Source organism: Methylophilus flavus (genome assembly GCF_042678905.1).
Lineage (GTDB): Bacteria > Pseudomonadota > Gammaproteobacteria > Burkholderiales > Methylophilaceae > Methylophilus > Methylophilus flavus.
Genome location: NZ_JBHTLN010000001.1, coordinates 2032674 through 2056224, shown reverse-complemented (window position 1 = coordinate 2056224; position 23551 = coordinate 2032674). Strand labels below are relative to the sequence as shown.

The 23551-nt window shown below is 48.9% G+C and carries 21 protein-coding genes; 8 read left to right on the top strand and 13 right to left on the bottom strand.

Features of this window, described 5'->3' with window-relative positions; translation table 11 throughout:
• Positions 1–245: 245 nt before the first annotated feature.
• Entirely contained in the window at positions 246–572 is a 327-nt protein-coding gene (locus tag ACFQ2T_RS09960; protein WP_379033837.1) for a cupin domain-containing protein, read from the bottom strand.
• A 116-nt stretch (positions 573–688) separates the two neighbouring features.
• On the opposite strand from ACFQ2T_RS09960, the gene ACFQ2T_RS09955 reads away from it, so the two are divergent.
• Both ACFQ2T_RS09955 and ACFQ2T_RS09950 read left to right on the top strand, forming a co-directional pair.
• Positions 689–1639 carry an L-threonylcarbamoyladenylate synthase gene (locus ACFQ2T_RS09955; RefSeq protein ID WP_379033835.1) on the top strand — a complete coding sequence of 317 codons (951 nt, stop codon included), beginning with the start codon at positions 689–691 and terminating at the stop codon, positions 1637–1639.
• Positions 1640–1790: 151 nt separating this feature from the next.
• On the top strand, positions 1791–2078 hold the full coding sequence (locus ACFQ2T_RS09950; protein WP_379033833.1) for a hypothetical protein: 288 nt from the start codon (positions 1791–1793) through the stop codon (positions 2076–2078).
• Between the two features lie 57 nt (positions 2079–2135).
• On the opposite strand, the gene ACFQ2T_RS09945 is transcribed toward ACFQ2T_RS09950, so the two are convergent.
• The 7 genes from ACFQ2T_RS09945 to ACFQ2T_RS09915 form a co-directional block, all read right to left on the bottom strand.
• A complete protein-coding gene (locus tag ACFQ2T_RS09945) occupies positions 2136–2381 on the bottom strand; it encodes a hypothetical protein (RefSeq protein WP_379033831.1) in 246 nt (81 codons plus the stop codon).
• Positions 2382–2546: 165 nt separating this feature from the next.
• Complete coding sequence (locus tag ACFQ2T_RS09940) at positions 2547–3968, bottom strand: TolC family protein (RefSeq protein WP_379033829.1); 1422 nt, start codon at positions 3966–3968, stop codon at positions 2547–2549.
• Between the two features lie 47 nt (positions 3969–4015).
• Complete coding sequence (locus ACFQ2T_RS09935; protein WP_379033827.1) at positions 4016–6139, bottom strand: peptidase domain-containing ABC transporter; 2124 nt, start codon at positions 6137–6139, stop codon at positions 4016–4018.
• Positions 6140–6161: 22 nt separating this feature from the next.
• Positions 6162–7430 (bottom strand): HlyD family secretion protein, encoded by a 1269-nt coding sequence (locus ACFQ2T_RS09930; protein ID WP_379033825.1) that lies wholly within the window; start codon positions 7428–7430, stop codon positions 6162–6164.
• A 406-nt stretch (positions 7431–7836) separates the two neighbouring features.
• Positions 7837–8457 (bottom strand): hypothetical protein, encoded by a 621-nt coding sequence (locus ACFQ2T_RS09925; protein ID WP_379033823.1) that lies wholly within the window; start codon positions 8455–8457, stop codon positions 7837–7839.
• Positions 8458–8534: 77 nt separating this feature from the next.
• The gene (gene ssb, locus ACFQ2T_RS09920) at positions 8535–9053 is read right to left on the bottom strand and encodes a single-stranded DNA-binding protein (protein ID WP_379033821.1); all 519 of its coding nucleotides are present in this window, start codon (positions 9051–9053) and stop codon (positions 8535–8537) included.
• 5 nt (positions 9054–9058) lie between these two features.
• Positions 9059–10459 carry an MFS transporter gene (locus ACFQ2T_RS09915; protein ID WP_379033819.1) on the bottom strand — a complete coding sequence of 467 codons (1401 nt, stop codon included), beginning with the start codon at positions 10457–10459 and terminating at the stop codon, positions 9059–9061.
• Between the two features lie 99 nt (positions 10460–10558).
• Between ACFQ2T_RS09915 and uvrA the strand changes: the two genes are divergently transcribed.
• Positions 10559–13393, top strand: coding sequence for an excinuclease ABC subunit UvrA (gene uvrA, locus ACFQ2T_RS09910; protein ID WP_379033817.1), 2835 nt, complete (start codon positions 10559–10561; stop codon positions 13391–13393).
• Between the two features lie 116 nt (positions 13394–13509).
• Here uvrA and mtgA read toward each other — a convergent pair whose 3' ends face one another.
• The 3 genes from mtgA to ACFQ2T_RS09895 are packed head-to-tail and all read right to left on the bottom strand — an operon-like array spanning position 13510 to position 15534.
• Positions 13510–14202 carry a monofunctional biosynthetic peptidoglycan transglycosylase gene (gene mtgA, locus ACFQ2T_RS09905; protein WP_379033815.1) on the bottom strand — a complete coding sequence of 231 codons (693 nt, stop codon included), beginning with the start codon at positions 14200–14202 and terminating at the stop codon, positions 13510–13512.
• 29 nt (positions 14203–14231) lie between these two features.
• Positions 14232–15056 carry a shikimate dehydrogenase gene (gene aroE / locus ACFQ2T_RS09900; protein WP_379033813.1) on the bottom strand — a complete coding sequence of 275 codons (825 nt, stop codon included), beginning with the start codon at positions 15054–15056 and terminating at the stop codon, positions 14232–14234.
• 28 nt (positions 15057–15084) lie between these two features.
• Positions 15085–15534, bottom strand: coding sequence for a rhodanese-like domain-containing protein (locus tag ACFQ2T_RS09895; RefSeq protein ID WP_379033811.1), 450 nt, complete (start codon positions 15532–15534; stop codon positions 15085–15087).
• A 351-nt stretch (positions 15535–15885) separates the two neighbouring features.
• Between ACFQ2T_RS09895 and glnA the strand changes: the two genes are divergently transcribed.
• From glnA to ntrC, 4 genes are all read left to right on the top strand, one after another.
• Positions 15886–17295 carry a type I glutamate--ammonia ligase gene (gene glnA, locus ACFQ2T_RS09890; RefSeq protein WP_379033809.1) on the top strand — a complete coding sequence of 470 codons (1410 nt, stop codon included), beginning with the start codon at positions 15886–15888 and terminating at the stop codon, positions 17293–17295.
• Between the two features lie 125 nt (positions 17296–17420).
• Positions 17421–17912 (top strand): DUF4124 domain-containing protein, encoded by a 492-nt coding sequence (locus ACFQ2T_RS09885; RefSeq protein ID WP_379033807.1) that lies wholly within the window; start codon positions 17421–17423, stop codon positions 17910–17912.
• A 125-nt stretch (positions 17913–18037) separates the two neighbouring features.
• Entirely contained in the window at positions 18038–19129 is a 1092-nt protein-coding gene (gene glnL, locus ACFQ2T_RS09880; RefSeq protein ID WP_379033804.1) for a nitrogen regulation protein NR(II), read from the top strand.
• A gap of 96 nt (positions 19130–19225) precedes the next feature.
• Positions 19226–20617, top strand: a complete 1392-nt coding sequence (gene ntrC / locus ACFQ2T_RS09875; RefSeq protein ID WP_379033801.1) for a nitrogen regulation protein NR(I) — start codon at positions 19226–19228, stop codon at positions 20615–20617.
• Here the strand turns inward: ntrC and ACFQ2T_RS09870 are convergent.
• Both ACFQ2T_RS09870 and ACFQ2T_RS09865 read right to left on the bottom strand, forming a co-directional pair.
• The gene (locus ACFQ2T_RS09870) at positions 20614–21288 is read right to left on the bottom strand and encodes a DUF6445 family protein (protein ID WP_379033798.1); all 675 of its coding nucleotides are present in this window, start codon (positions 21286–21288) and stop codon (positions 20614–20616) included. The two genes, ntrC and ACFQ2T_RS09870, sit on opposite strands and share 4 nt — an antisense overlap.
• A 114-nt stretch (positions 21289–21402) precedes the next feature.
• On the bottom strand, positions 21403–22677 hold the full coding sequence (locus ACFQ2T_RS09865; RefSeq protein ID WP_379033795.1) for a porin: 1275 nt from the start codon (positions 22675–22677) through the stop codon (positions 21403–21405).
• A gap of 372 nt (positions 22678–23049) precedes the next feature.
• Here ACFQ2T_RS09865 and ACFQ2T_RS09860 point away from each other — a divergent pair, with 372 nt between their 5' ends.
• On the top strand, positions 23050–23538 hold the full coding sequence (locus tag ACFQ2T_RS09860) for a hypothetical protein (protein ID WP_379033792.1): 489 nt from the start codon (positions 23050–23052) through the stop codon (positions 23536–23538).
• Positions 23539–23551: the final 13 nt, after the last annotated feature.

Below are 23551 nucleotides of genomic sequence, written 5' to 3'. Positions count from 1 at the left end.
AAGTGTAAAGCATTTGTATTTTCTGAGGCTTCTACGCATCAAATGCGCTTCACCCAACTACAAACACCCACACTTATCAGTCATCCTAATTTTTAAAGAACAGGGCAGCTTCTAGGCCGCTTTCGTTAACGTTGTTTCGTAACGAGGTGCGCATTATATAGGGCTGAGACTTATGGTCAACCCTTATTTTTCATTTTTACAATTTTGTTACAAATTACTATATTCAGCTTCTTAATAGCCACGCATCAGGCCAGTTTTAACGCTGCTTTCAGGCGCTTCCATGCCTGTGTCAATGCATTGCCATCCAGCTTGTAATGTTTGTGCAGCGGCTGTTTCACTTCCCATTTCACTTTCAACCCGGCAGGGAATATGACGAAATCACCTTTGCCAAAAGACACCGGTGCGCCATTGGTTGGAGTCACTACACATTCACCATCTAATATATAAGCCTGCTCTTCTTCGTGGAATACCCAGTCAAAGACAGACACTTCTTTTTGCCAGGTGGGCCATTTGGAAACACCGAGGCTGTTTAATTGTGTTTCGGCAGGATTATGTTGAACTTGAATTTGCATGATTAAATCCCGTGATATAAATGATTAGCTAAAACGCGCATTTTATAGGAAGCCGATATTAAGCAGTGAAGTTGTTCAGTAGTAAAATAGCTTTTTTGTATTTTTTAAAGTGTGTCATGCGAATATCCCTGGACAAGGCGATTGAACTGTTAAAGCAAGGTGAAGTAGTCGCTATCCCGACGGAAACGGTCTACGGGCTGGCGGCGGACGCTCGTAATGCACAGGCGATCGCCAAGATATATGCGACCAAAGAGCGTCCTGCCAACAATCCATTGATTGTACATATTGCTGGCAAGGAACAGGTATTGGATTGGGCGAGTGATTTTTCACCGCTGGCGCGAAAGCTGTCAGAGGCATTCTGGCCCGGGCCATTTACACTGGTGCTGCCTGCCCGTGAAGATATTTCGTCTGCAGTGCGCGCTGGAGAACCGACAGTGGCCTTGCGCGTGCCCGCACATCCAGTGACCCGGCAGTTGTTAAGTGAAAGCGGGTTGGGGCTGGCTGCACCATCGGCCAATAAATATACGCAATTAAGCCCGACCACGGCTGCACATGTTGAATCCAGCTTGGGGGATGATATTCCAGTCCTGGACGGGGGCGCCTGCCAGGTGGGTATCGAATCCACCATCGTCAGCGTCTCCGGGGATAGCTGGCAATTATTGCGTCCCGGCATGATCTCTGAAGCAGCAGTTGAATTGGCTGCAGGCTCACCAGCCTGCAAGAAGGCGGTTGTTGAAACACCTAAGGCACCCGGGCAGCATCTCTTACATTACTCACCCCGCACGCCATGCCTGCTATTTGATTCGCGCCACTCTCTGACTGCTTATGCAGCAAAAGTACCTGATGCGGCCGCGTTATTGATAGGCAATCAGGATGTAGCAAGTGTTAAAAGGAGTATTGCCTTGCTGCCAGACCCCGCGCTGGCGGCAGAACAACTTTATGCAGCACTACACACTTTAGATGCAATGCATGCTTCGCTTATTCTTATTGAGTCCCCTCCGGACACACCAGACTGGGCAGCCTTGAAAGACAGGCTGCAGCGCGCTGCTTACCAGCCACCAGCGTAAAAAGATTGAGTCTGCCAACCATGACTGGCACAATGCTAGCCATTCATCAATTTCAACGACACCAGAACGCCATTACACAATGAAGAATGCTTATCACTTTTTAATCCTGGCTGCAGTTTCAGCTTTATTGTTTGGCTGCAAAAGTTTTGAAATGCCGCGTGTATTTGAAAAAGGTACCCGGGAAACGCCGCGTTATGGCAAAGACGCGGTGCATTACCAATGTGAAAACTACCAGTCGTTTGGCCTGAAGCTTTCGCAAAACGGGGAAGATGCCTGGGTCATGCTGCCAGACCATGAAGTGGGGCTGTTGAGAGATGCCAAAGACAAGCAGCTTTATCATTACGGCACCATGGATCTGCGTTTGAATGGCGACCAGACGACACTGGATGATAGTGACCATTTGCATTTAAAAAACTGCAAACCGCCACAATCAAATTAATTTTAATGAAGAAACCCCGCCGAAGCGGGGTTTTTTTTGGCATTTAACAGCGATCAATTACAGAGTAACGATGCCGCCAACTATACCAAACACGGCGCCTAACACGCTGCCCAGCACAGGACCAACCACTGGCAAGCCAGTCAACAAACCTGAAACAGAGTTTAACAAACCACCTACAGCGCCCAACAAGCCACCCAGCAAACCACCCACCAGTGGCAAACCACTAACTAAAGCAGTCAGGTTTAATGCTGCGCCACCAGATACAACTTCGATTTCAGCTTTGTTCAATTCTTGAATTGCCATAACTTTCTCCATTATTTAATTTAGAAACTCGCCCCAACAGACGAGTGAAACTATTGCTAACTATCTAATTTGGTTAACCTTGAATAAAGCAACAGGAACCAGACAGAAATGTAAATAAATTTTATTAACTTGTAAAGACATTTAATAACATATATTAATTAATATTTACTGTAATACTGGCTCAGCAATTGCCCATAGTCCGACCCGCCCCATACTAGCGGCAAGCTTTAATCTGGCAGTGCGCCAGGCAGATAGAGATTTGATGTATTGCTGCTTGGCGTTTGACCAGGCATTTTGTGCATTCAGCAACTCTATAATATTGCCGACCCCTGCGTTATACCTGCCTTGAGCCACCTCAAATGCCTCCCGTGAGTTCGCCACAAGCTCTTCAGAAGCACGCAAATTTTCCCGTTCAGACTTTAATGCGTGGTAATTTTTCCAGACGTCCAGCGTGACTTGCTGGATCACCCTTTTCAGTTCGGCGGTACGCAACTGCGATTCGGCTTCTGCTGATTGCACCTGATGTCTACGGGCAAAGCCTTCAAACACTGGCACATTCACTTGCAAACCAACGGAGGAGGTATCGGTATACACATCAGACGCAGGTACGCCCGCCAACTGCGACTGGCCTAACTGGTCAGTCCGGCTGATTTCTGCATTCAGGCTCAAGGTGGGTAATCCTTCTGCACTGACCGCCTGGATATTTTCTTTGGCCGCGCGCACTTTGGCCTGGGCCGCAATCACAGAAGGATGAAATTCAATGGCCTCTTGTATCATCTGGTCGGCAGTGGTGACAAAATCCGTTTTTTCCAATTGATTGCCGCGATTTTTTACATTGAACCCCGTATTTGCCACCACCCCCATCGCCAAGGCCAGTGTCCCATGCGCACTGTTGACATCGCCTTCGGCTTTAGTCCTGTCCAGCCTTGCCTGCGAATAGGCGGTCTGTGCTTGCAACTGGTCGGTCAGCAAACCCACCCCAGCCTTGAATTTAGCGGTAGCGGCAGCCAAACTTTCCCTGGCGACTTTCTCAGACTCTTCAAATGCCCCCAGCATGGCCAGGGTGGATAAATGATCAAAATAACCCTGGGCGGCATTAATAAACACTTCCTGCAGGGCAGCATCATGTAAAGCATTGGCGGCATCGAGCAGCGCTTCTGCCTGATTCATCTTGGCAGACCGTTGACCGAAGTCGGCTACCAACCAGGTCAGGCGCAAGCTGTGGGCGCGATTGAGGATACGGTTATCCTGGTCAAGAAATGAAAAACTTGAATTGGTCACTTCGTTATGGATTTTGGAAATGCCGGAGACTAAATTGACCTTGGGCAAATAGTTGGCACGTTGCACACCCACCTGGGCTGCCTGCGCGCGCGCCGTCGCCCACACTTCAGAAGTTCTCGGATTGTTGCACAGCGCCTGCTCAACTACATCAAGCAAAGCCAGTGGCTGGTCTGGCAGGCTATCTGCGCACACTTCACTGGAGGCATCCGGCTGGGTGACCAGCATATTTTTGGCGGGGCCACCATGCAGATGCTGCTGAAATTCAAGGAAATCAGTCAATTTGAGTGCCAGAGCCTGATCGTGCATACTGCAAAGCATGACTGTCAAACACAGCTTGAGGCGGTAACTGCTTTTCATTGGGCTGCACTCATGGCAGCCTGCACTTTACCTGCCTGCAGTGTAATCACGCGATCTGCCGAAGCGATGGTTTCCGGCCTGTGCGCGATAATAATGCGAGTCATGTTTAACTTCTGGATTTCCTGATTCACCATGATTTCCCGCGCGACATCAAGGTGGCTGGTGGCTTCATCAAGGAATAACAGACGTGGTCGCTTGTACAAGGCGCGCGCCAGTAGAATCCGCTGCTTCTGCCCACCGGAAATGGCCGCACCCATGTCACCTATCAATGTGTTAAAGCCCATGGGCATGGTCATAATTTCTTCATAAACAGATGCCTTGCGCGCACATTCTTCAACCCACTCGTAGTCAAGCTGCTGGTCAAAAAATGCAATATTGTCGGCAATCGAGCCTGCAAACAGGGCATCATCCTGCATGACTGCGCCTATCATGCTGCGCAAATGCTCCAGTCCAAGTTTAGACATGGGCTGCCCGCCAATCAGGACCTCTCCTTCGTTGGCCGTGCGGATACCAAGCATGACATTCAGCAAAGTTGATTTGCCACAACCGGAGGGGCCGACGATCGCTACTGACTCTCCTGTCTGCACCTCAAGGTCTACTCCATCCAGCACCCATGGCTCGGCGTCGGCATACCGGTACCGCAATCCCCTGATCTGGATACTGGCCGGCAATCTTGCCACCTCCAGTTTGCTTAAGCTATCCGTAGAAACAGGTTCCTGCTCGGCCAAGGCGATATCTGCCAATCGCTCGCCCTGCAGTTGCAGCATGCGCATTTCGACCAAACGGTCTATCAGGCCACTCACCCGAGATACAAACTGGTCTTTGTAGGCAATAAAAGCCAGTAACGCACCTACCGTAAAATCACCCTCAATCACTAGTCGTGCGCCTAGCCAGATAATGATGACGCGCTCAAGGCCAAACAACACGCCATTGATCAAACGGTACAACACATGCAGTTTTTGGGTGCGCAAGTCAGCATTGACCTGTTCTACAAACAAGCCTAGCCAGCTGGTTCTGCGTTCATCCAGGCGTTGAAATAACTTGATTGCCCGCACGCCACGTACGGTTTCAATAAAATGCGTCTGCTGCTTGGCGGCATGTACGATCTGTTCTTCCGTGGCATTCCGTAATGGCTTGAACCACAGCCAGCGGCCAAGCGCATACAGGGCCATGGCACCAATGGCAATCCAGGCCATCTGCGGACTGTATACAAACATCATCACCATTGTGACGACGGTAAGCAGGCCATCTAGGATGGCTTCGACAAAAGTACTGGTCAAGGTATGCTGGATCTGGTCTATGGCACCAAACCTGGACACCACATCGCCCAGATGACGCTTCTCAAAGAAATCCACCGGCAGGCGAATCAGGTGCGCAAAAATATTGGCCCGCCATTGCACATTCAGGTTAGTGGCCATATGCATGATGACCCATGCGCGCACGGTGGTGATGGCTTGTTGCATCAACATCAATATGCCGAAACCAATCGCCAGCGTGGTCAGCAAATCATGATCGGCAGTGACAATGGCATGGTCCACCACCCATTGCATATACAGCGGCGACACCAGCGCAAATACTTCCAGCGCAAGTGCCAGTAACAATATCTGACCCAAGGACCTGTAGAGGCCGGTGACATGTCCCATCATGTCGCGCAGTTTGATACTTTGCTTGAAGGTCACCCGTTTGAAGCCGGGATTAGGCCACAGCTCCAGTGCCACGCCAGTAAAACTGGCAGAAACCTCATCGAACGAAAGTTTACGTAAGCCCGTGGCCGGGTCATGGATCACAATATGCCGAGCACCGACCTCTTTCAAAACTACGAAGTGATTGAAGTTCCAGTGCAGGATACAAGGACGGCGCAGATCGCGCAGGTCTTCTAGTTCCAGCTTGACCGGGCGGGTGGTGAATCCTATGGACTGCGCCATCGCCATCAGGTAATTAAGCGTGGTGCCTTTGATAGAGATCAGGAACAAGCGCCGCAAGGTCGCCAGATCGGTGCGAAAACCGTGATAGTGTGCCACCATCGCCAGACAGGCCAGACCACATTCGCTGGCCTCGGTTTGCAGCACAATAGGCAGCTTGCGCCCAAAGCCGAAGGACAATTGACTAAGAAATGACATGGCTTGCTCTCTTTTGCATTGATCAGAATTTGCCAGTCAGGCTCAGCAACGGTTCCAGCACCCATTCGTACAAATGCCTGCGTTCCAGCATGATGTCGGCATCCAGTAACATGCCGGCCTGCAATGGCTCCTGTTTGCCATAGGCAGTGATGGATTGCCGGTCCAGGTTCACCGTAATACGGTAATAAGGTTCGCTGTTCTGGTTATTACTGGAAGGATTACCCATGGTAAAAATCTCTCCCGCAGGTAACGCCGTTCTTGAAACTGACTCAACCCGGCCACTGGCCTGGCCAAATTTCTGATAGGGGTAAGCCTGGTAACGCAAGCGAACCGGCACGCCTTCTCTTACAAAACCAACTGCCCGACTAGGCGCAAACAAATAGGCTTGCAAGATAGCTCCTGCTGGCACGATGCTGACCAGAGGACGGCTTCCTTCTATGGCCGTTCCCAAATTGGCCACCACGGCTGTTGCAGTCCCTGACTCCGGTGCGCGTATCACCAGCCGGCGCTTGGCTTCACTCTCGGTCAGTTGCTGGTTGACGCTTGAGACACTACGTTCCAGCTGGGCGATCTGGTTCTGGTGCTTGGCGCGCAAACTCGATAACTCGTCTTGACGTGCCACCAGTTCACGCTGCATACGTACCCGTTCCCTGGCCATGGATTCAAGCCGGGTTGATTGCTCTATCCAGTCCTCCTGCTTTTGCTGGGTTTGTTCACGCGAAATATAGTTTTTTTCCAATAAGCCCAGATAGCGTTTGTGCGCCTCATCACTGAGCTGCACCCGCGTTTGCTGCGCACTGTATTGCACATCCAGTCGTTCCAGCTCGTCCTTGATACCATCCAGGCGGGATTGCAAAGCCTGCTGTTCATCCCGCTGCTGCAACCTGGTTTTGGCGATTTCATCCTGTAGCGACTGGCGTTGCTGCTTGTGTTGCGTGCTGATGGAAGCCTGGATAGATCCCTGGTCATCTGAATAACGTTCACTGGACAGAATAAACAAGACATCGTCGCGCTTTACTGCCTGCCCTTCCTTGACTCGCTTCTCAACCACTATGCCAAATTGTGGGGAATAAACTTTGACCAGCCCGCTTTCGGGTACCAGTTGGCCCACCACGGTGCTACGTTTGGTGTACGAACCCCACGTCATAAAGATGACAATCATCATGGCAAACACCACTGCAATCGCAGTTAAAAACAGATAGCTGATGGGGCGGATAAGGAGGATCGTTCCCAGCCAGTGGTTTTTATGTGCATTCAGTGCTGCGTGACGAAAAAGAGGCGGATTTGCCATGATCAGGAAGTCGATTGATATGATTACAATTAATTATTTTTGATAATATTTGTTAGCGTGCCGCCGGATTATAAGAGGGGTTTAAATTGCATGTCAACCAAGGTATTAAAATTAAAAGGGTATTTATAAGTTGGCAGAAAATCTGGTTTAATGCTGATTAAACCTGCATTTATGGGTAGAAAAGACTGAGGAGGAAAACTGAAGTAGATGAAGGAACTATTCTATTTTTGGGACGCATCCCAGACCCTATTTTCTGTATGAAGCCGCGACATAATCGTTAACATATGATAATAAATTTAATTTTCATCAATTAGAAAAAGAGGTTTATTAACTGCCAGCCACATCCGCCAAGCGATGAATTTTTTAGCAAGCAGTTTGTTTGCAATGAAGCAAAGATAAAAAATCACTAAAGCTGACAGTCCTGCCCTGGTTTCTTTCCATCATTCCCAGACATCCGGCTGATAACTTTTCGAACAGTATGTTGAATCTCTTGGCTGGCAATTGCTTGTGTCAGAATGCTTAAGGGTTTTGTGAGCGGGGGTTGTGTAGTGATTCTTTTCAAAAACCCCTGCAGCTCACATCGCGCTTGCGTGTGTTTTTGCATATCTTGCAAAACAGGGATCTCAAATTCATTTGTGCCACCATAAGCATCAAACAACAAAGTTTCTATCCCTGCGACAAGCGCCAGTATTTGATCGCCAGTGAAATCAGGCTCAAATACCAACTCAATGGCCTGCATTTTCTGCAGACCACGGATACCGTCAAATTTCCAGTTTGCTTTGCCATCGAAAACCCATTCTGTCATTTCCCTGGCGCCAACTTGCGTACTTTTGGCCAACTCTGCGGGGTTTTGCTCATAAAGTGTCAGCATCAGCGCACGCAAATCATCTGTGTGCTCACTCATTTGCTGCTTTGCCGTTGTAACCGTTTTACCCTGTAACGGTGCTTTGTTATTTGGTTGCGCCATTACCACATTTGCCATAAACAAAAAACCAAGTAATCCAGCCAACCATTTTTTTTCATGCATGACATTGCTCCACGATCACTAAAAATAAAAAAGCCCGAAACTTTCGGGCTTTGAATGCTATCGCGGAATTGACTTAATTAGAATGGGATATCGTCATCAAAATCATCAAAGTTACCTGCCGGCTTGCTCGCTGGCTGGCTGAACGCATTACGGTTGCCGCCAGCATTCGCGCCAGCCGCAGACTGACGGGCTGGTGCCTGGTTGTAATTATCCGCGCCACCGCTTTGGTCCATATCACCGCCATCATAGGAGGCGCTACCACCCTCTCGCCCGGAACCCAGCATCTGCATCTGGTCAGCCACGATTTCAGTGGTGTAGCGGGTGACGCCATCTTTTTCCCACTTACGTGTTTGCAAACGGCCTTCGATATACACCGGGCGACCTTTTTTTAGATACTCGCCAGCAATCTCGGCCAACTTGCGGTAAATGACAATGTTATGCCATTCGGTTTTTTCCTGCTTGACGCCGGATTTGTCTTTCCAGTTTTCAGTCGTCGCAATACTGAAGTTGGCGACGGCTTCGCCATTAGGCATAAAGCGCACTTCCGGGTCACGCCCCAGATTGCCCACCAAAATAACTTTATTTACTGATGCCATAACGACTAGCTCCCTATCCTGTTCATGATTGCTTGCGACAATGTCGCCTGAAATTCTTTACTGCGCTGATTCTCTAACTTTACCATGAGCATCGTCTCCGAGGGAATCGCGACTGCTTCATAGACACCATCCATGGCGCGCACATCCTGCGCCAGTTGCGCTGCCTGACTGTCGTTATAACCTTGAATATTAAACATTTTAGTCTTCACGCTAGGCGGAGGTTGCATGCCAAACGCTAGCACCAGCCAAACCAGCATGGCAATCGCGCAAATCAAAAATACTGCACTGCCAGCTTCACTGCCGAAGTAACTGGATAAACAGCCACCCATGGCTGCGCCTAAAAACATACCGAAAGACTGCGCAGTATTATGTACGCCCATGGCTGTGCCTTTGGCAGCCACCGGTGCCATTTTGGAGATCAGCGAGGGCAGGGTGGCTTCAAGAATATTGAATGCCAGGAAATAACTGAATAGGGCAAGGACGATACCAGTCAATGAATGCAGGCTGAAAATAAAAGCGATCTGTGTCAGCATCATCAAAGCAACAGCGCTGACAAATACCGGTTTTAGTTTTGCCTTTTTTTCTGCATAAATAATCACCGGCACCATCAATAAAAAAGACACCAGCAATACCGGCAGGTAAATTTTCCAGTGCAGGTTTTCGTTAAGGCCGGTGCTGTGCTTGATGGCGAATGGCACCACCATAAACATGGCCATTTGTGCACCATGCAAGCAGAAAGTGCCGAAATTCAAACGCAGCAACTGCTTGTCTCTAAGGACCTCGCGCATCCGGGCAGGCACAGCCTGCGCATCCGAATGCACATGCACATTGACCGGTGCAGGCACACCAAATTTCACCACTACGATGGCAACAATCGACAACGCGGCCATCAACCAGAACATGCCTGGTACACCAATATACTGATTCAGCACAGGGCCCAGCACCAGGGAAACGGCAAACGTCAGCCCAATCGTGGCGCCTATCATGGCCATGGCTTGTGTGCGGTGCTCTTCACGTGTGGAATCTGCCACTAGCGCGGTAATGACCGCAGAAATCGCCCCGGCACCTTGAATGGCACGCCCAAAAATCACCATGTAGATATCAGTGGCAGTGGCGGCAAACAGGCTGCCAATCGCAAATAATATCAGCCCGAGATAAATCAGTTTTTTGCGGCCAAAACGGTCAGAGGCAATGCCAAAAGGCAATTGGAAAATCACCTGCATAAAGCCGTAGGCACCCAGCGCCAGACCAATCAGGCTGTGGTTGCTGCCGCCTTCGAGTTTTTCGGCATAGATGGCGAAAATCGGCAGAATCAGGAACATGCCAAGCATGCGCAAGCCGTAGATGGAAGCGAGCGCGACAGTCGCACGTGTTTCCAGGCGGGTCATTTTTTCAGAGAACTGCATGGCAATAATGATAAGAAAGGTTGGAGCCGGAAGAAACTTTGGCTTAATTCAGAATAATTGCGTATATTATCAGGTTGGCTGTCTGTTCGTGAAAGTATCATGGAATTTATCAAAATTCGCGGGGCGCGCACCCACAATCTGAAGAACATCAATCTGGATATTCCGCGCAACCAGTTAGTGGTTGTGACTGGCCTCTCCGGCTCAGGGAAATCCTCGCTTGCCTTCGATACTTTGTATGCAGAAGGGCAGCGCCGCTACGTCGAAAGCTTATCCGCTTACGCCCGCCAGTTTCTGGCCCGCATGGATAAACCGGATGTCGACCTGATTGAAGGTTTATCACCTGCGATTTCAATCGAGCAAAAATCCACCTCGCATAACCCGCGTTCCACCGTGGGCACCGTCACCGAAATCCACGATTATCTGCGCCTGCTGTTCGCACGCGCCGGTGACCCGGAATGCCCTGAACATGGCATAAAATTGGAAGCACAAACCGTCAGCCAGATGGTGGACAGCATTCTCAAGTTGCCGGAAGACACCAAGCTGATGATTCTGGCGCCAGTTGTCGCCAATCGCAAGGGTGAACAGCTGGATTTGTTTGATACGCTAAAAGCACAGGGGTTTGTACGCCTGCGCATTGATGGCAAAGTCTATGAAATGGATGAGTTGCCTCAATTGGCCAAAACCACGAAACACAGTGTGGATGTGGTGGTTGACCGCCTGAAAGTGCGTGAGGACATGAAACAGCGCATCGCCGAATCACTGGAAACGGCTTTACGACTGGCGGATGGCAAAGTCATCGCCCAGGAAATGGATGACGAAAAAGAACATTTGTTTTCTGCCAAATTCTCCTGCCCGGTATGTGATTACTCACTGGCAGAACTTGAGCCACGCCTGTTCAGCTTTAACAACCCGATGGGGGCCTGCCCCAAATGCGACGGACTCGGTAACGTCACTTTTTTTGACCCGAAACGCGTAGTCGCTTTTCCACATTTATCCCTGGCAAGTGGCGCCATCAAAGGCTGGGATAAACGTAACCAGTTTTACTTCCAGATGCTCGCCAGCTTGAGTCAGCATTATGACTTTGACCTGGAAGCACCGTTTGAGAATCTGACAGAAGAAGTCCAGCAAACCCTGTTATTCGGTTCCGGACGCGAGCAGGTGACATTCAAATACCTGAATGAACGCGGCACCTTCTTCAGCAAATCACACACCTTTGAAGGCATTATCAACAACCTGCAGCGCCGTTATCGCGAGAGCGATTCCAGCGCCGTGCGTGATGAACTGGCAAAATACATCAATGCCACCACCTGCCCAGAATGCAGCGGCACGCGTTTGCGTAAAGAAGCACGCCACGTCAAAGTAGGTGACAAAAATATCCACCAGATTTGCGAGGTACCGCTTAAGCAGGCACTCAATTTTTTTGAAAGCCTGCAACTCAGCGGCCAGAAACTGGCGATTGCTGAAAAAATCGTCAAAGAGATCGAAAACCGCCTCAAATTCCTCACTAACGTTGGCCTGGATTATTTATCGCTTTCACGCTCGGCAGAAACCCTGTCCGGCGGTGAAGCACAACGTATCCGCCTCGCTTCACAGATCGGCAGCGGCCTGACTGGTGTGATGTATGTGCTGGATGAGCCCTCGATCGGCTTGCACCAGCGCGATAATGACCGCCTGCTGGAAACCTTGAAGCGGTTACGCGATCTGGGAAACAGTGTGATTGTAGTTGAGCATGACCAGGATGCTATTTTACTGGCCGACTTTATCGTGGATATAGGCCCGGGTGCAGGCGAACATGGTGGCAACATCGTTTCGTTTGGGACTGCAGCCGAGATTCAAGCTGACCCGAATTCATTGACCGGGCAATATATCAGTGGCAAAAAGCAGATCACCTTCAAATTGCCGCGTACGCAGCCTGACCCTGCGCGCATGGTAAAACTGAATGGCACCACAGGTAACAACCTGAAGAATGTCAGTATCGAAATCCCGGTGGGCCTGTTAACCTGCGTCACCGGCGTCTCTGGTAGCGGCAAATCGACTCTGATCAACGATACACTTTACCGTGCAGTTGCAGCGCACTTATACGGCAGCACCACTGAACCAGCGCCTTACAAAGATATTGAAGGCATGGAGTTTTTTGACAAAGTGGTGGATGTAGATCAAAGCCCGATAGGCCGTACGCCACGCTCTAACCCGGCTACCTACACCGGTCTGTTTACACCAATTCGCGACTTATTTGCCAGCGTGCCGGAAAGCCGTGCACGTGGCTATGGCCCGGGACGTTATTCGTTCAACGTCAAAGGCGGGCGCTGCGAAGCGTGCCAGGGCGATGGCGTACTGCGCGTCGAAATGCATTTCCTGCCGGATGTGTATGTGCCGTGTGATGTCTGTAAAGGCCACCGCTATAACCGCGAGACACTGGAAATCCAGTTCAAGGGTAAAAACATCCGTGAAGTGCTGGAAATGACGGTAGAGCAAGCGCATGACTTTTTCAATGCACAGCCTGTGATTTCGAGAAAATTGAAAACGCTGCTGGATGTCGGCCTGGGCTATATCACCTTAGGGCAATCGGCCACTACGTTATCGGGCGGTGAAGCACAACGTGTGAAACTGTCGCTTGAGTTAAGCAAACGCGACACAGGGCGTACCTTGTATATTCTGGACGAACCTACCACCGGCCTGCACTTTGCCGATATTCAGCTGTTGCTGGACGTGATTCATCGCTTGCGTGACGCGGGTAATACCGTGGTGATTATTGAACACAATCTGGATGTGATTAAAACGGCGGACTGGCTGATTGATATGGGCCCGGAAGGCGGCGACGGCGGCGGCATGGTAGTCGGCGTTGGTACGCCGGAGACACTGGCAAAAAATACGGCCAGTTATACCGGCCGTTACCTCACACCCTTGTTGGAACATCTCGCTGTAAAGGGCTAAGGTCAACATGCAACCTTTCCCTGGTTGTGTGTCGCTGTGAATGATTAATGCCACATACAAAATGCTGATACTCATTGTATGTGCATCAATCTGCCATTGATTGCTTAAAAAAAGGCTTAAACAGAGGGTACTTTGACCAATCGCATGCGGGCCTGAATGATGGATGCATGGCGGTTTAAAAAACGCGTACTGCGGTGCTTGTCATAAAACCGGGGGTTAGGAATCATGGCCGCCAGGCGCGCTGCCTCACTGGGGCCAATGCCGCGGGCACTGGCATGAAAGTAATGCCTAGCAGCCGCTTCCGCGCCAAACACACCATCCCCCCACTCAATCACGTTCAGGTAAATTTCCAGTATACGCCGTTTGCTCATCAGGCTTTCGAGCATAAACGTGATGATAGCCTCCTGCACTTTACGCCAGGGCGTACGGTGACCGGACAAAAACAGATTCTTGGCCAGTTGCTGGGTGATGGTAGAGCCACCGGCAACGATACGGCCTTTTTTAAGGTTTTTTTCAAACGCGGTTTCTATCCCGTTCCAGTCAAAGCCACGGTGCTCAACAAACTTGCTGTCTTCCGCCGCGATGACCGCGCGCTTCAAGTGCGAGCTGATGCGTGCGTAAGCTATCCACTGCTGTTGTAACTTAGCGTTCGGCTTAGCTTCCTGCATAGCCTCCAGGCGCGCTTCCATAAATGCGGTTGAATCCGGATTGTGATCTACCCACCAAAGGATATGTAGCAATACCCAGATCTGGTAAAGAAATATCCACAACAACAGAATGCCGAAAAATAGTTTGATGGCGCGTTTCATGATGTGGATGATTAAAGGTTTTTAAGTAATCAGGATAGGCGGAACGACTCAATCACCGGCGCAGTCTCGGGGTGCACACCATGCCAGATGAAAAAAGCTTCGGCAGCCTGCTCTACCAGCATACCCAAGCCATCGGCTACTTGCGCACCGGCCGCACGCGCCTGCTGCATAAAAAGCGTTTCACGACCATACATCATGTCGTAGGCCAGGCTGTGGGCGTAAAAAATCGTATGGCTGACAGGCAGGGCCTCGGCTTGCAATCCGGCGGAAGTGGCATTAATGACCACGTCATAGCCTTCGGATAATTCAGCAAAGGTTTTCACTTCCAAGCTGACCTGGTGCAATTCTGCATCCGCCTCAAATCGACCGGCCATGGCTTGTGCTTTGTCCAGGCTGCGGTTGGCTAACGTCAACACAGCTGGGTTTTGCGCCAATAGCGGCAAGATGACGCCTTGAGCGGCACCTCCAGCGCCCAGTAACAATACTTTCTGGCCATCAATCGTGCGCTGCCAATGTTTGAGGATGTCATTGACAAGGCCGCAGCCATCCGTGTTATCACCACTGATATGCCCACCGTGAAAACTTAAGGTGTTGACTGCGCCTGCGGCTTTGGCCCGGTCTGAAAGTGTTTCGCTGACCTCAAATGCTTCGAACTTGAATGGTACAGTCACATTCACGCCTCGATAGCCGTCCAGCTGCAACTGTTTGATAGTTGCGGCAAATCCATCCAGAGGGGCTAATCTTTTTTCGTAGGTAATTGTTTTACCTAACTGCCTGGCAAACGCCTGGTGTATCAAAGGCGATTTGCTATGCTCGATTGGATGCCCAATCACTGCGAATTTTTCATTGCTCATGTGCGTTTATTAATCGGGTTGATGCCGGTTAGTTGGTCCACGGCAATCCGGCATGTTTCCACCCGTTAATCAGCGTGCGCTGCTTATGCTCGTTGGCTTCACCTTCAAAGCCTTGCAGCATATTGTAGGCTTTGCCGAACCCTAGCTGTTGTGCCAGTAAAGCAGCATTGTGACTGCGGCCACCGGTGCGGCACATAAATACAATCGTACTGTCTTTATCAACCTGAGCCTGTAATTGTTTGGCAAAATCAGGATTAGCCACCATGCCCGGGTAAAAAGCCCACTCGATATGTGTCGCCAAAGGCACGCGGCCGACCAGTTCAAGCTCTGCCCGCGAGCGCACATCAACCAGCACCACTGACTCACCTTGATTGATCAATTGATAGGTTTCTTCGGGCGTGATTGCCCCGGCGTAGGGCAGGTTATTTTGTGTGCCGCGCGTTTGGGCATTGCTTAAAATATTTTCTACATTAGTCAATGTGACACCTTTATTTCTGATCAGACTATATAAAGTAGCGAGTATACCTTTGAAAGGGAGCGCTTGAACTAATGCACTATTTTTGTGCTTATTTTGTTGCAATGCACACAAATGGTGCGATCGGTTTTTACTATTTTATGCAGGTTACCTGTAAACCACGTAAAATGCATATTTTTGGGTGGCATGCTTCCTGCTAATATTACACTCTAAGATTTTGCGGGATTCAGTGTTAGCAGAATCCCAAATCCATTATTTGTATTTGCCCACGTTTCGGGACATCCGCAACATGTCCCGTTTTTTGCGTGTACAACTTAAAAACCGTTTTAGACCTTGATCATTGAGGAGAATGTAATGTCCGTTGCAAACGTAATGAAATTGGTTGCCGAAAACGACATCAAATTTGTCGATTTCCGTTTTACCGACACCAGAGGTAAAGAGCAGCACGTGACCGTGCCAGTTTCTCACTTCGACGAAGATAAATTTACTGAAGGTCATGCATTTGACGGTTCCTCCATCGCAGGATGGAAAGGTATTCAAGCGTCTGACATGCAATTGATGCCTGATGCAAACACTGCATTTATCGACCCGTTTTTTGACGAGCCGACATTGGTGCTGACTTGCGATGTCGTGGACCCTACCGATGGTAAAGGTTATGACCGTGACCCACGCAGCCTGGCGAAACGCGCAGAAGCTTATTTGAAATCGAGCGGCCTGGGTGACACAGCTTATTTTGGTCCTGAGCCAGAATTCTTCATTTTTGACAGCGTGCAATGGGATGCCACCATGGGTGGTAGTTTCGTTAAGATCAACTCCGAAGAAGCTGCCTGGTCATCAGGTGAAAAATTCGAAGGCGGCAATACAGGCCACCGTCCAGGTGTAAAAGGCGGTTACTTCCCAGTGCCACCAGTCGACTCATTGCATGACATCCGTTCTGCCATGGTATTGACTCTGGAAGAACTGGGCGTGCCAGTTGAAGTGCACCATCATGAAGTGGCGACTGCGGGTCAATGTGAAATCGGTACCAAGTTTGCAACACTGACACAACGCGCTGACTGGACACAGATTCTTAAATACGTTGTTACAAACACAGCGCATGCTTACGGTAAAACTGCCACCTTTATGCCTAAACCAATGTTTGGTGACAACGGTTCTGGTATGCACGTGCACCAGTCTGTATGGAAAGATGGCAAAAACCTGTTTGCAGGTAACGGCTATGCTGGCCTGAGCGATTTCGCCCTGTACTACATCGGCGGCATCATCAAACATGCGCGCGCTTTGAATGCGATCACTAACCCAGGCACTAACTCATACAAGCGCCTGGTGCCACATTACGAAGCACCGGTAAAACTGGCTTACTCTGCTAAAAACCGTTCTGCTGCTATCCGTATTCCTTTCGTACACTCTGATAAGGCACGCCGTGTTGAAGCGCGCTTCCCTGACCCGATCGCCAACCCATACCTGGCGTTTTCAGCCTTGCTGATGGCAGGTCTTGATGGCGTTCAGAACAAGATTCACCCAGGTGAGCCAGCAACTAAAGACTTGTACCATCTGCCACCAGAAGAAGATGCATTGATCCCAACCGTGTGCTCATCATTAGAGCAAGCGCTTGAGTATCTGGATAAAGACCGCGAGTTCCTGACACGCGGTGGTGTTTTCACTGATGACTGGATTGATGCTTACATTGCATTGAAAATGGAAGAAGTGACTAAATTACGTCAAACACCACATCCTGTTGAGTTTGGTTTGTACTACTCCTGCTAATTGCAAGGTTCGCACTAAAACAGGGCAGCTTCGGCTGCCCTGTTTTTTTATGAACGGGTGATAGCGTCAACCTTTTGAATTTTAGGCACGTTGATAAGCATTACAATCTACTCTAAACTGTTGCCATGAAAAGACTTTTTTACTTTATTACCGCCCTGCTGGCAGCTAGCCAAAGTCTTGCGGATATTTATAAATATACCGACAGCAACGGTGTAACAACATATACCAACATCCGGCCAGATGGAAAACAGAAACCCGAATTAGTCATTAGCGGACCGAAGGAAACCGAAGCACCACCAGCCGCACGTGAAAAAAAATCCACTGCTAAAACGCCATCGCCTAACAACTTCCCCAAGGTTGACAATCAGGTACAAACACAACGGGATGCCAAGCGCCGCGAAATCCTGATGACTGAATTAGATCAGGAAAAACAAGCACTTGAGAACGCACATGTGATTTATGAAGAAGCAAAAAATGTCCCTGAAGTATATCGGGCAGCCAACGGCAAAACCTTCAGGAATGTGGCAAAGTACGAAGAAAAACTACGCATTATTGAAGCAGAGATCCAGGCGCATGAACGCAATATTCAACTGCTCAACAAAGAGCTCAGCCACTAAATGCACCATTTTGGGAATTTTTAATTTGGAATGAGTTAAATCATATAGAATTGGCTTGGGTTTTGCTTTAAAACAGGGCGTCATCACTTATTTTAACAAGCCAATTTTTTTAACAAGCTAGGGATATGGTTCAAATTTCTCCGAATGGGTTTAGCGGCTTAGAGCATATTGCCACCGCGGTCATCTTGCTCAATAACCAGCTAGAAGTAACCTATGCCAACTCAAGCGCAGAGATATTATTCGCCTTTAGCGCCAACCAGATCCATGGCCTGCACATACATGATGTTTTCGTAAACTGCGAAATCCTGCAAATGGCGGTGACCAATGCCATCCAAACCCAGGGGCCGTTCCGCGAGCACGAATTCACGTTAACTACCCAGCGCGGACATACCACCGCCGTCACTTGCACGGTGACACCGATTTCAACCAGCATCAATCAAACTTCCGAGGACATGTTGATCCTGGAATTTGTACAAATGGATCAGCAATTGCGTATCGCCAGGGAAGAACGCATGCTGATTCAGCAACAGGCCAACTCTGAGTTATTGCGTAACCTGGCCCATGAAATCCGCAATCCTTTAGGCGGCCTGCGCGGCGCAGCGCAGTTGCTGGAATTCGAATTGCCGCAACCCAGCCTGAAAGAATACACGCAAGTCATCATCAAAGAAGCTGACCGGCTGCATAGCCTGATGGACCGACTGCTGGTGCCGCATCGTGTGCCGAAATACGAACCTACCAATATTCATGAGGTACTGGAACGCGTGCGCAGTTTGTTGCTGGCAGAATCACCTAACAATATCAGGGTGATCCGCGATTATGACACCAGCTTGCCTGAGCTGATTGGTGATCGTGAGAAACTGATTCAGGCGGTGCTCAATATCGCCCGTAATGCAGCGCAAGCCATGCAGCAGAATCATACCAAAGATGCCAGCATCACTTTCCGAACGCGTGCCGAACGTCAAATCACCCTGGCCAGGAAGCGTTATCGGGTCGGTATCCACCTGGAAATTATTGATAACGGCCCCGGCATTCCATCGGACATTAAAGAGCGCATTTTTTACCCGCTGGTCTCCGGCAGGGAAGGTGGCACTGGTCTAGGCTTGGCACTGGCACAAACTTTTATCACCCAGCATCACGGGATGATCGATTGTGACTCACAGCCTGGCAAAACCATTTTCCATATTTTATTGCCTATTGAAAGCACGCTATTTAAATAATAACTCAGAGGCCTTTGCAGAAAAGTGGATACCTCGCTTTCAGCAACTAGCTCTCACTAACATTAATCAAACAGCAGTAACTCAAAGAGAAATGCCATGAAGCCAATCTGGATCTTAGATGACGACAAATCAATCCGCTGGGTATTTGAAAAAGCCCTGGCACGCACCGATTTTGAATTTAAAACCTTTTCCTCACCCGCAGAGGCACTCAATGCCCTCAACCGTGAGCAACCACAAGTCATCGTCAGTGATATCCGCATGCCCAATGGCTCAGGGCTGGACTTTTTATCCGAGGTAAAACAGCGTTACCCTGAAATCCCAGTCATTATCATGACGGCTTATTCCGACCTGGAAAGCGCTGTGGCAGCTTTTCAGGGCGGTGCATTTGAGTATCTGGCCAAGCCCTTTGATGTAGACCAGGCGATTGAGATCATCAAACGTGCTGTTGATGAAAGCATGCGCCAGGCCGTTGAAAAGGTGGAAGATAACGAGCCAACACCTGAAATCATCGGCCAGGCACCAGCCATGCAAGAAGTCTTTCGCGCCATTGGCCGCCTGAGTCGCTCACACTCGACTGTATTGATTAACGGTGAATCCGGCAGTGGTAAAGAACTGGTCGCCAGTGCATTGCACAGGCATAGCCCGCGTGCTGACAAACCATTTATTGCTATCAACACTGCAGCCATTCCGAAAGACTTGCTGGAATCGGAACTGTTCGGACATGAACGTGGCGCATTTACTGGTGCCGCAGCCGCCAGGAGAGGGCGTTTTGAACAAGCGGATACTGGCACCCTTTTTCTGGATGAAATCGGTGATATGCCCGCAGACTTGCAAACCAGGCTGTTACGCGTGCTTTCAGACGGCCAGTTTTATCGTGTCGGCGGACACCAGCCAATCAAGGTCAATGTACGCGTCATCGCGGCCACTCACCAGGACCTGGAAGAGCGCGTCAAACAAGGGTTGTTCCGGGAAGACCTGTTCCATCGCCTGAACGTCATTCGCCTGCGCCTGCCACCTTTACGTGAGCGCAGGGAAGATATCCCGTTCCTGACTAAACACTTCCTCGTACACAGCGCCCAGCAACTCGGTGTTGAGCCAAAACAACTATCTCCGGCAGCGCTGAAATACCTGATGTCAGTGAACTGGAGCGGTAACGTCAGGCAACTTGAAAACGTCTGTCATTGGCTGACAGTCATGGCCCCAGGCCAAAACGTAGACGTAAATGATTTACCGCCGGAATTAAAAGAAGACTCGAGTAAGCACAACAGTGGCGGCTCCTGGCAAGAGGCATTGGCGCAGGAAGTCACTGACGCACTCAATCGTGGAGAAACAAATATCCTGGACATTAAAACCAAAGAGTTCGAGCGCATCTTGATTACCCGCGCCCTGGCGCATACTGACGGCCGCCGTATTGAAGCAGCCAATCAGCTGGGCATGGGCCGCAACACGCTTACCCGAAAAATCCAGGAATTGGGAATTGATGATTAAATTTTGATTTGTTGACTACGCCAAACCGGGAAAGAGTCATATTTTTGTGCATCGATATTGGTTACAAAAAAGACTTGCGCCAGTCGCGAGTCTTTAAGCGTCTTACCAAAAAATTGATTGGCAGCATGGTAGTGTCTTCCCTCATATAGAATCAATGTGTTATAAACATTATTGATTCGCACAACCTCATCGAACATCGCATGATAGGCTGTATTCATTAGAATATCGCCCTTGGCAAAGCGCTTATCGTTTTCTTTAAGTGCTTTTTCATATTCATCCTGCTTGAACTGCTCATTTGGCCGGTAAAGCGATGTACCTGACTCCAGAGGAGCATTCGGACTAAGATATAAAACCGCAGCAAATACTGTATTGCTATCGGTATGAATCACTCCTCTACCGTAATCTTCACTCACACTTTGAAAGTTAGTCGTTATTGCCCAGCGCATATGCTCATATTGAGAGTTGTGGAATAGCGAAATAATTTTATTGCTGACACTTTCATATAAAGGTTTGTTAATCACAGACAAATCTTTGGTGCGAGCACCTGGGAAAACATAAGGTATATCTTTTAATTGGTGGCGATACTGGTATTTCTGATTCAATGCAAATGTTCGCACTTTATCCGGGTCTTCATAAAAATTCTCTAAAATCGTCACTGGATATAAGTTCATAACACACCATACTGAATTAATTAATTGATATAACAAAATTGCAGATAAAAAAACGGCAACCGAAGTTGCCGTTTTTATCTGACTCTAATTTAAGCAGAATATTCTGCAATTAAACTAGAAGAACAGGATAGCACCCAGAGATACAGTTTTTGCTTTCAGATCTGTGTCAGCAACAGTGCGGTTGTCATTTTCATCTTTAGCTTGTGAGTACTCAGCAACCAAGTTCAAGTGCTTGGTCAATGGGTGGTAAGCACCAACAACCCACAGGCTGTTTTTGATTTCGCTGAAAGTGTCGATACCGTTACCATCTAATGTAGAACGGCCATAAGAAGCAGCCAGTTTAGTACCTACACCTGGCAATACGTATGAACCTTGTACATACCATTGGTCAGAATCACGGCGTTTACCTTGAGCATCAAAACCACCTAACAACTGAACTGTTTGGCCGATACCTTTACCTTGACCGTAGTAACCAACCAGACCGAAGCCTGCCAAGTTTACGCTAGTACCGATATCCCATGCAGTTGCACGGTCGTTGCTGTCACCCAAAGTGTTTGCAGTACCTGCAGTAACAACACCAGTGATAGGGTCAACTGTGAAACCAGTTGCATTTGTCAAACCTTCAACTTTTTGGCTGATTGCAGAAACCCACACTTTACCAGCTACATCGCCTGTCCACTCGTAAGATGCTTTACCTTCGAATGCTGGAGATGAACCGCCACGTTGTGTAGAACCCGCACCGCCAAAACCTGCCAATGCATTCCAAGCTTGTGTAACACCACCTGTGAACTGGAAACCGTTCCAGTTTGGTGAAGTGTAAGCAACTTGTGCTTTCCAGTCAGCGTACATGAAACCGCGACCGATACGACCCAGAGTAGTTGTGTTACCAGCCAAAGAACCAGCAGCAGAACCAACGCCCAACAATGTTTGGTCGTTCAGGATTGCGTCAGAAGCGTAGATACCCAGATCTTTACCAAGCTTGATAGAACCCCATGAAGCATCACCAAATGTCAAGAATGCTTGACGGTTTTCTTGGTTGCCGAATGGTGAAGCACCTGAACCGCCACCTTGAACACCAGCATTTGTTGTTGAAGCACCTGGGTTGATGCTGATAGTGAAACCAACATCCAGGTCGTTTTGACGAGTTTTACCGGAAACAGCCAGGTAGTTTGGCAGCAAGCCAGTAGTAATGTTATTTACGCTATCGCCATTGCCGTATTCACCAGCAGCTGCGTCATCGCCACTGAAAGTTGTATGTGTGTAGTAAGCATTAACTACGCCACCGATATCCAAAGTCCAGTCACCTGCTGGGATAGTGATACCAGCTTGAGCGCCAGTAGCTGCAGCGAACAGAGCTGCTGCAACTGCAACGTTTAATTTTGTATTCATACGAATCTCCAAAAATGTTGTTTTTACAACTTGTGTAAGGATATTGCTTTTGGCCGGATGATTTAAAAACACCCTGACCTCCAGTAACTCCCTCGGAATCGCCGTGCATTTCCAAGAAGGTCAGTGCAATTTTTGCAAAATGCGTGTGTTTGGCGCAAGTGAATACGTCAAATTGCTTAGTCCAACTTCAGATTGTTGTAGATTTGCAACAATTTCGCGTCATAAGTTGAATGGATTCTATAAACAGCGCTCGCTTACTCAAGCTTTTCGCACTGCCTTTATCAGATAGTTTCTGCTAGCATAGCGGTGGCTTTAAAGCTTTTTAGCACCATAAAGCCATATTCAATCATTATAAATATATAGAGGCTCCTCATGATTTCCGACATTCAGTTATGTAGTCGATTCATAGATACATTAGACTGGATTTGCCAGGTGCTGGTCAGGCACGCTGACGACTTTAATATCGCTTTGGTCAAAATCGCCTATGGTGATGACAATAGCCTGGGGGAAGCTTACGGTGCGCCAGAAGCATTGCGTCAGCTTTCATCATTGACGCACGACTTGCAAAACTCATTCAGGAAATCTGATCTCGTGGGTCGCGAGGGTACCGATTTCTGGATTCTGTTTCCATATACCCGCGTGACAGATAATGTGTACGACAAATTGATGGATATATTGCAGGGCTCCGCTCACAACAACCTGAACATCGTTGAACGCGAAATTGCGATTTTTGAATTACCGGTGATTTATCAAAAAGCCACCGTCAAGCCAGAAGATGGACTGGCATTATTGCATTACGCAAAAGCCAATCAGGCAGAATTGGCGAGCCATATTTTCCGTCTGGCAAATGCCGAGTCTTAGATAAGGCTGAACC

Bases quoted from the DNA above. Each gene is read 5' to 3' on its own strand.
- ACFQ2T_RS09960 (WP_379033837.1), bottom strand. From the start codon at position 572: ATGCAAATTCAAGTTCAACATAATCCTGCCGAAACACAATTAAACAGC.
- ACFQ2T_RS09955 (WP_379033835.1), top strand. From the start codon at position 689: ATGCGAATATCCCTGGACAAGGCGATTGAACTGTTAAAGCAAGGTGAA.
- ACFQ2T_RS09950 (WP_379033833.1), top strand. From the start codon at position 1,791: ATGCCGCGTGTATTTGAAAAAGGTACCCGGGAAACGCCGCGTTATGGC.
- ACFQ2T_RS09945 (WP_379033831.1), bottom strand. From the start codon at position 2,381: ATGGCAATTCAAGAATTGAACAAAGCTGAAATCGAAGTTGTATCTGGT.
- ACFQ2T_RS09940 (WP_379033829.1), bottom strand. From the start codon at position 3,968: ATGCACGATCAGGCTCTGGCACTCAAATTGACTGATTTCCTTGAATTT.
- ACFQ2T_RS09935 (WP_379033827.1), bottom strand. From the start codon at position 6,139: ATGTCATTTCTTAGTCAATTGTCCTTCGGCTTTGGGCGCAAGCTGCCT.
- ACFQ2T_RS09930 (WP_379033825.1), bottom strand. From the start codon at position 7,430: ATGGCAAATCCGCCTCTTTTTCGTCACGCAGCACTGAATGCACATAAA.
- ACFQ2T_RS09925 (WP_379033823.1), bottom strand. From the start codon at position 8,457: ATGCATGAAAAAAAATGGTTGGCTGGATTACTTGGTTTTTTGTTTATG.
- ssb (WP_379033821.1), bottom strand. From the start codon at position 9,053: ATGGCATCAGTAAATAAAGTTATTTTGGTGGGCAATCTGGGGCGTGAC.
- ACFQ2T_RS09915 (WP_379033819.1), bottom strand. From the start codon at position 10,459: ATGCAGTTCTCTGAAAAAATGACCCGCCTGGAAACACGTGCGACTGTC.
- uvrA (WP_379033817.1), top strand. From the start codon at position 10,559: ATGGAATTTATCAAAATTCGCGGGGCGCGCACCCACAATCTGAAGAAC.
- mtgA (WP_379033815.1), bottom strand. From the start codon at position 14,202: ATGAAACGCGCCATCAAACTATTTTTCGGCATTCTGTTGTTGTGGATA.
- aroE (WP_379033813.1), bottom strand. From the start codon at position 15,056: ATGAGCAATGAAAAATTCGCAGTGATTGGGCATCCAATCGAGCATAGC.
- glnA (WP_379033809.1), top strand. From the start codon at position 15,886: ATGTCCGTTGCAAACGTAATGAAATTGGTTGCCGAAAACGACATCAAA.
- ACFQ2T_RS09885 (WP_379033807.1), top strand. From the start codon at position 17,421: ATGAAAAGACTTTTTTACTTTATTACCGCCCTGCTGGCAGCTAGCCAA.
- glnL (WP_379033804.1), top strand. From the start codon at position 18,038: ATGGTTCAAATTTCTCCGAATGGGTTTAGCGGCTTAGAGCATATTGCC.
- ntrC (WP_379033801.1), top strand. From the start codon at position 19,226: ATGAAGCCAATCTGGATCTTAGATGACGACAAATCAATCCGCTGGGTA.
- ACFQ2T_RS09870 (WP_379033798.1), bottom strand. From the start codon at position 21,288: ATGAACTTATATCCAGTGACGATTTTAGAGAATTTTTATGAAGACCCG.
- ACFQ2T_RS09865 (WP_379033795.1), bottom strand. From the start codon at position 22,677: ATGAATACAAAATTAAACGTTGCAGTTGCAGCAGCTCTGTTCGCTGCA.
- ACFQ2T_RS09860 (WP_379033792.1), top strand. From the start codon at position 23,050: ATGATTTCCGACATTCAGTTATGTAGTCGATTCATAGATACATTAGAC.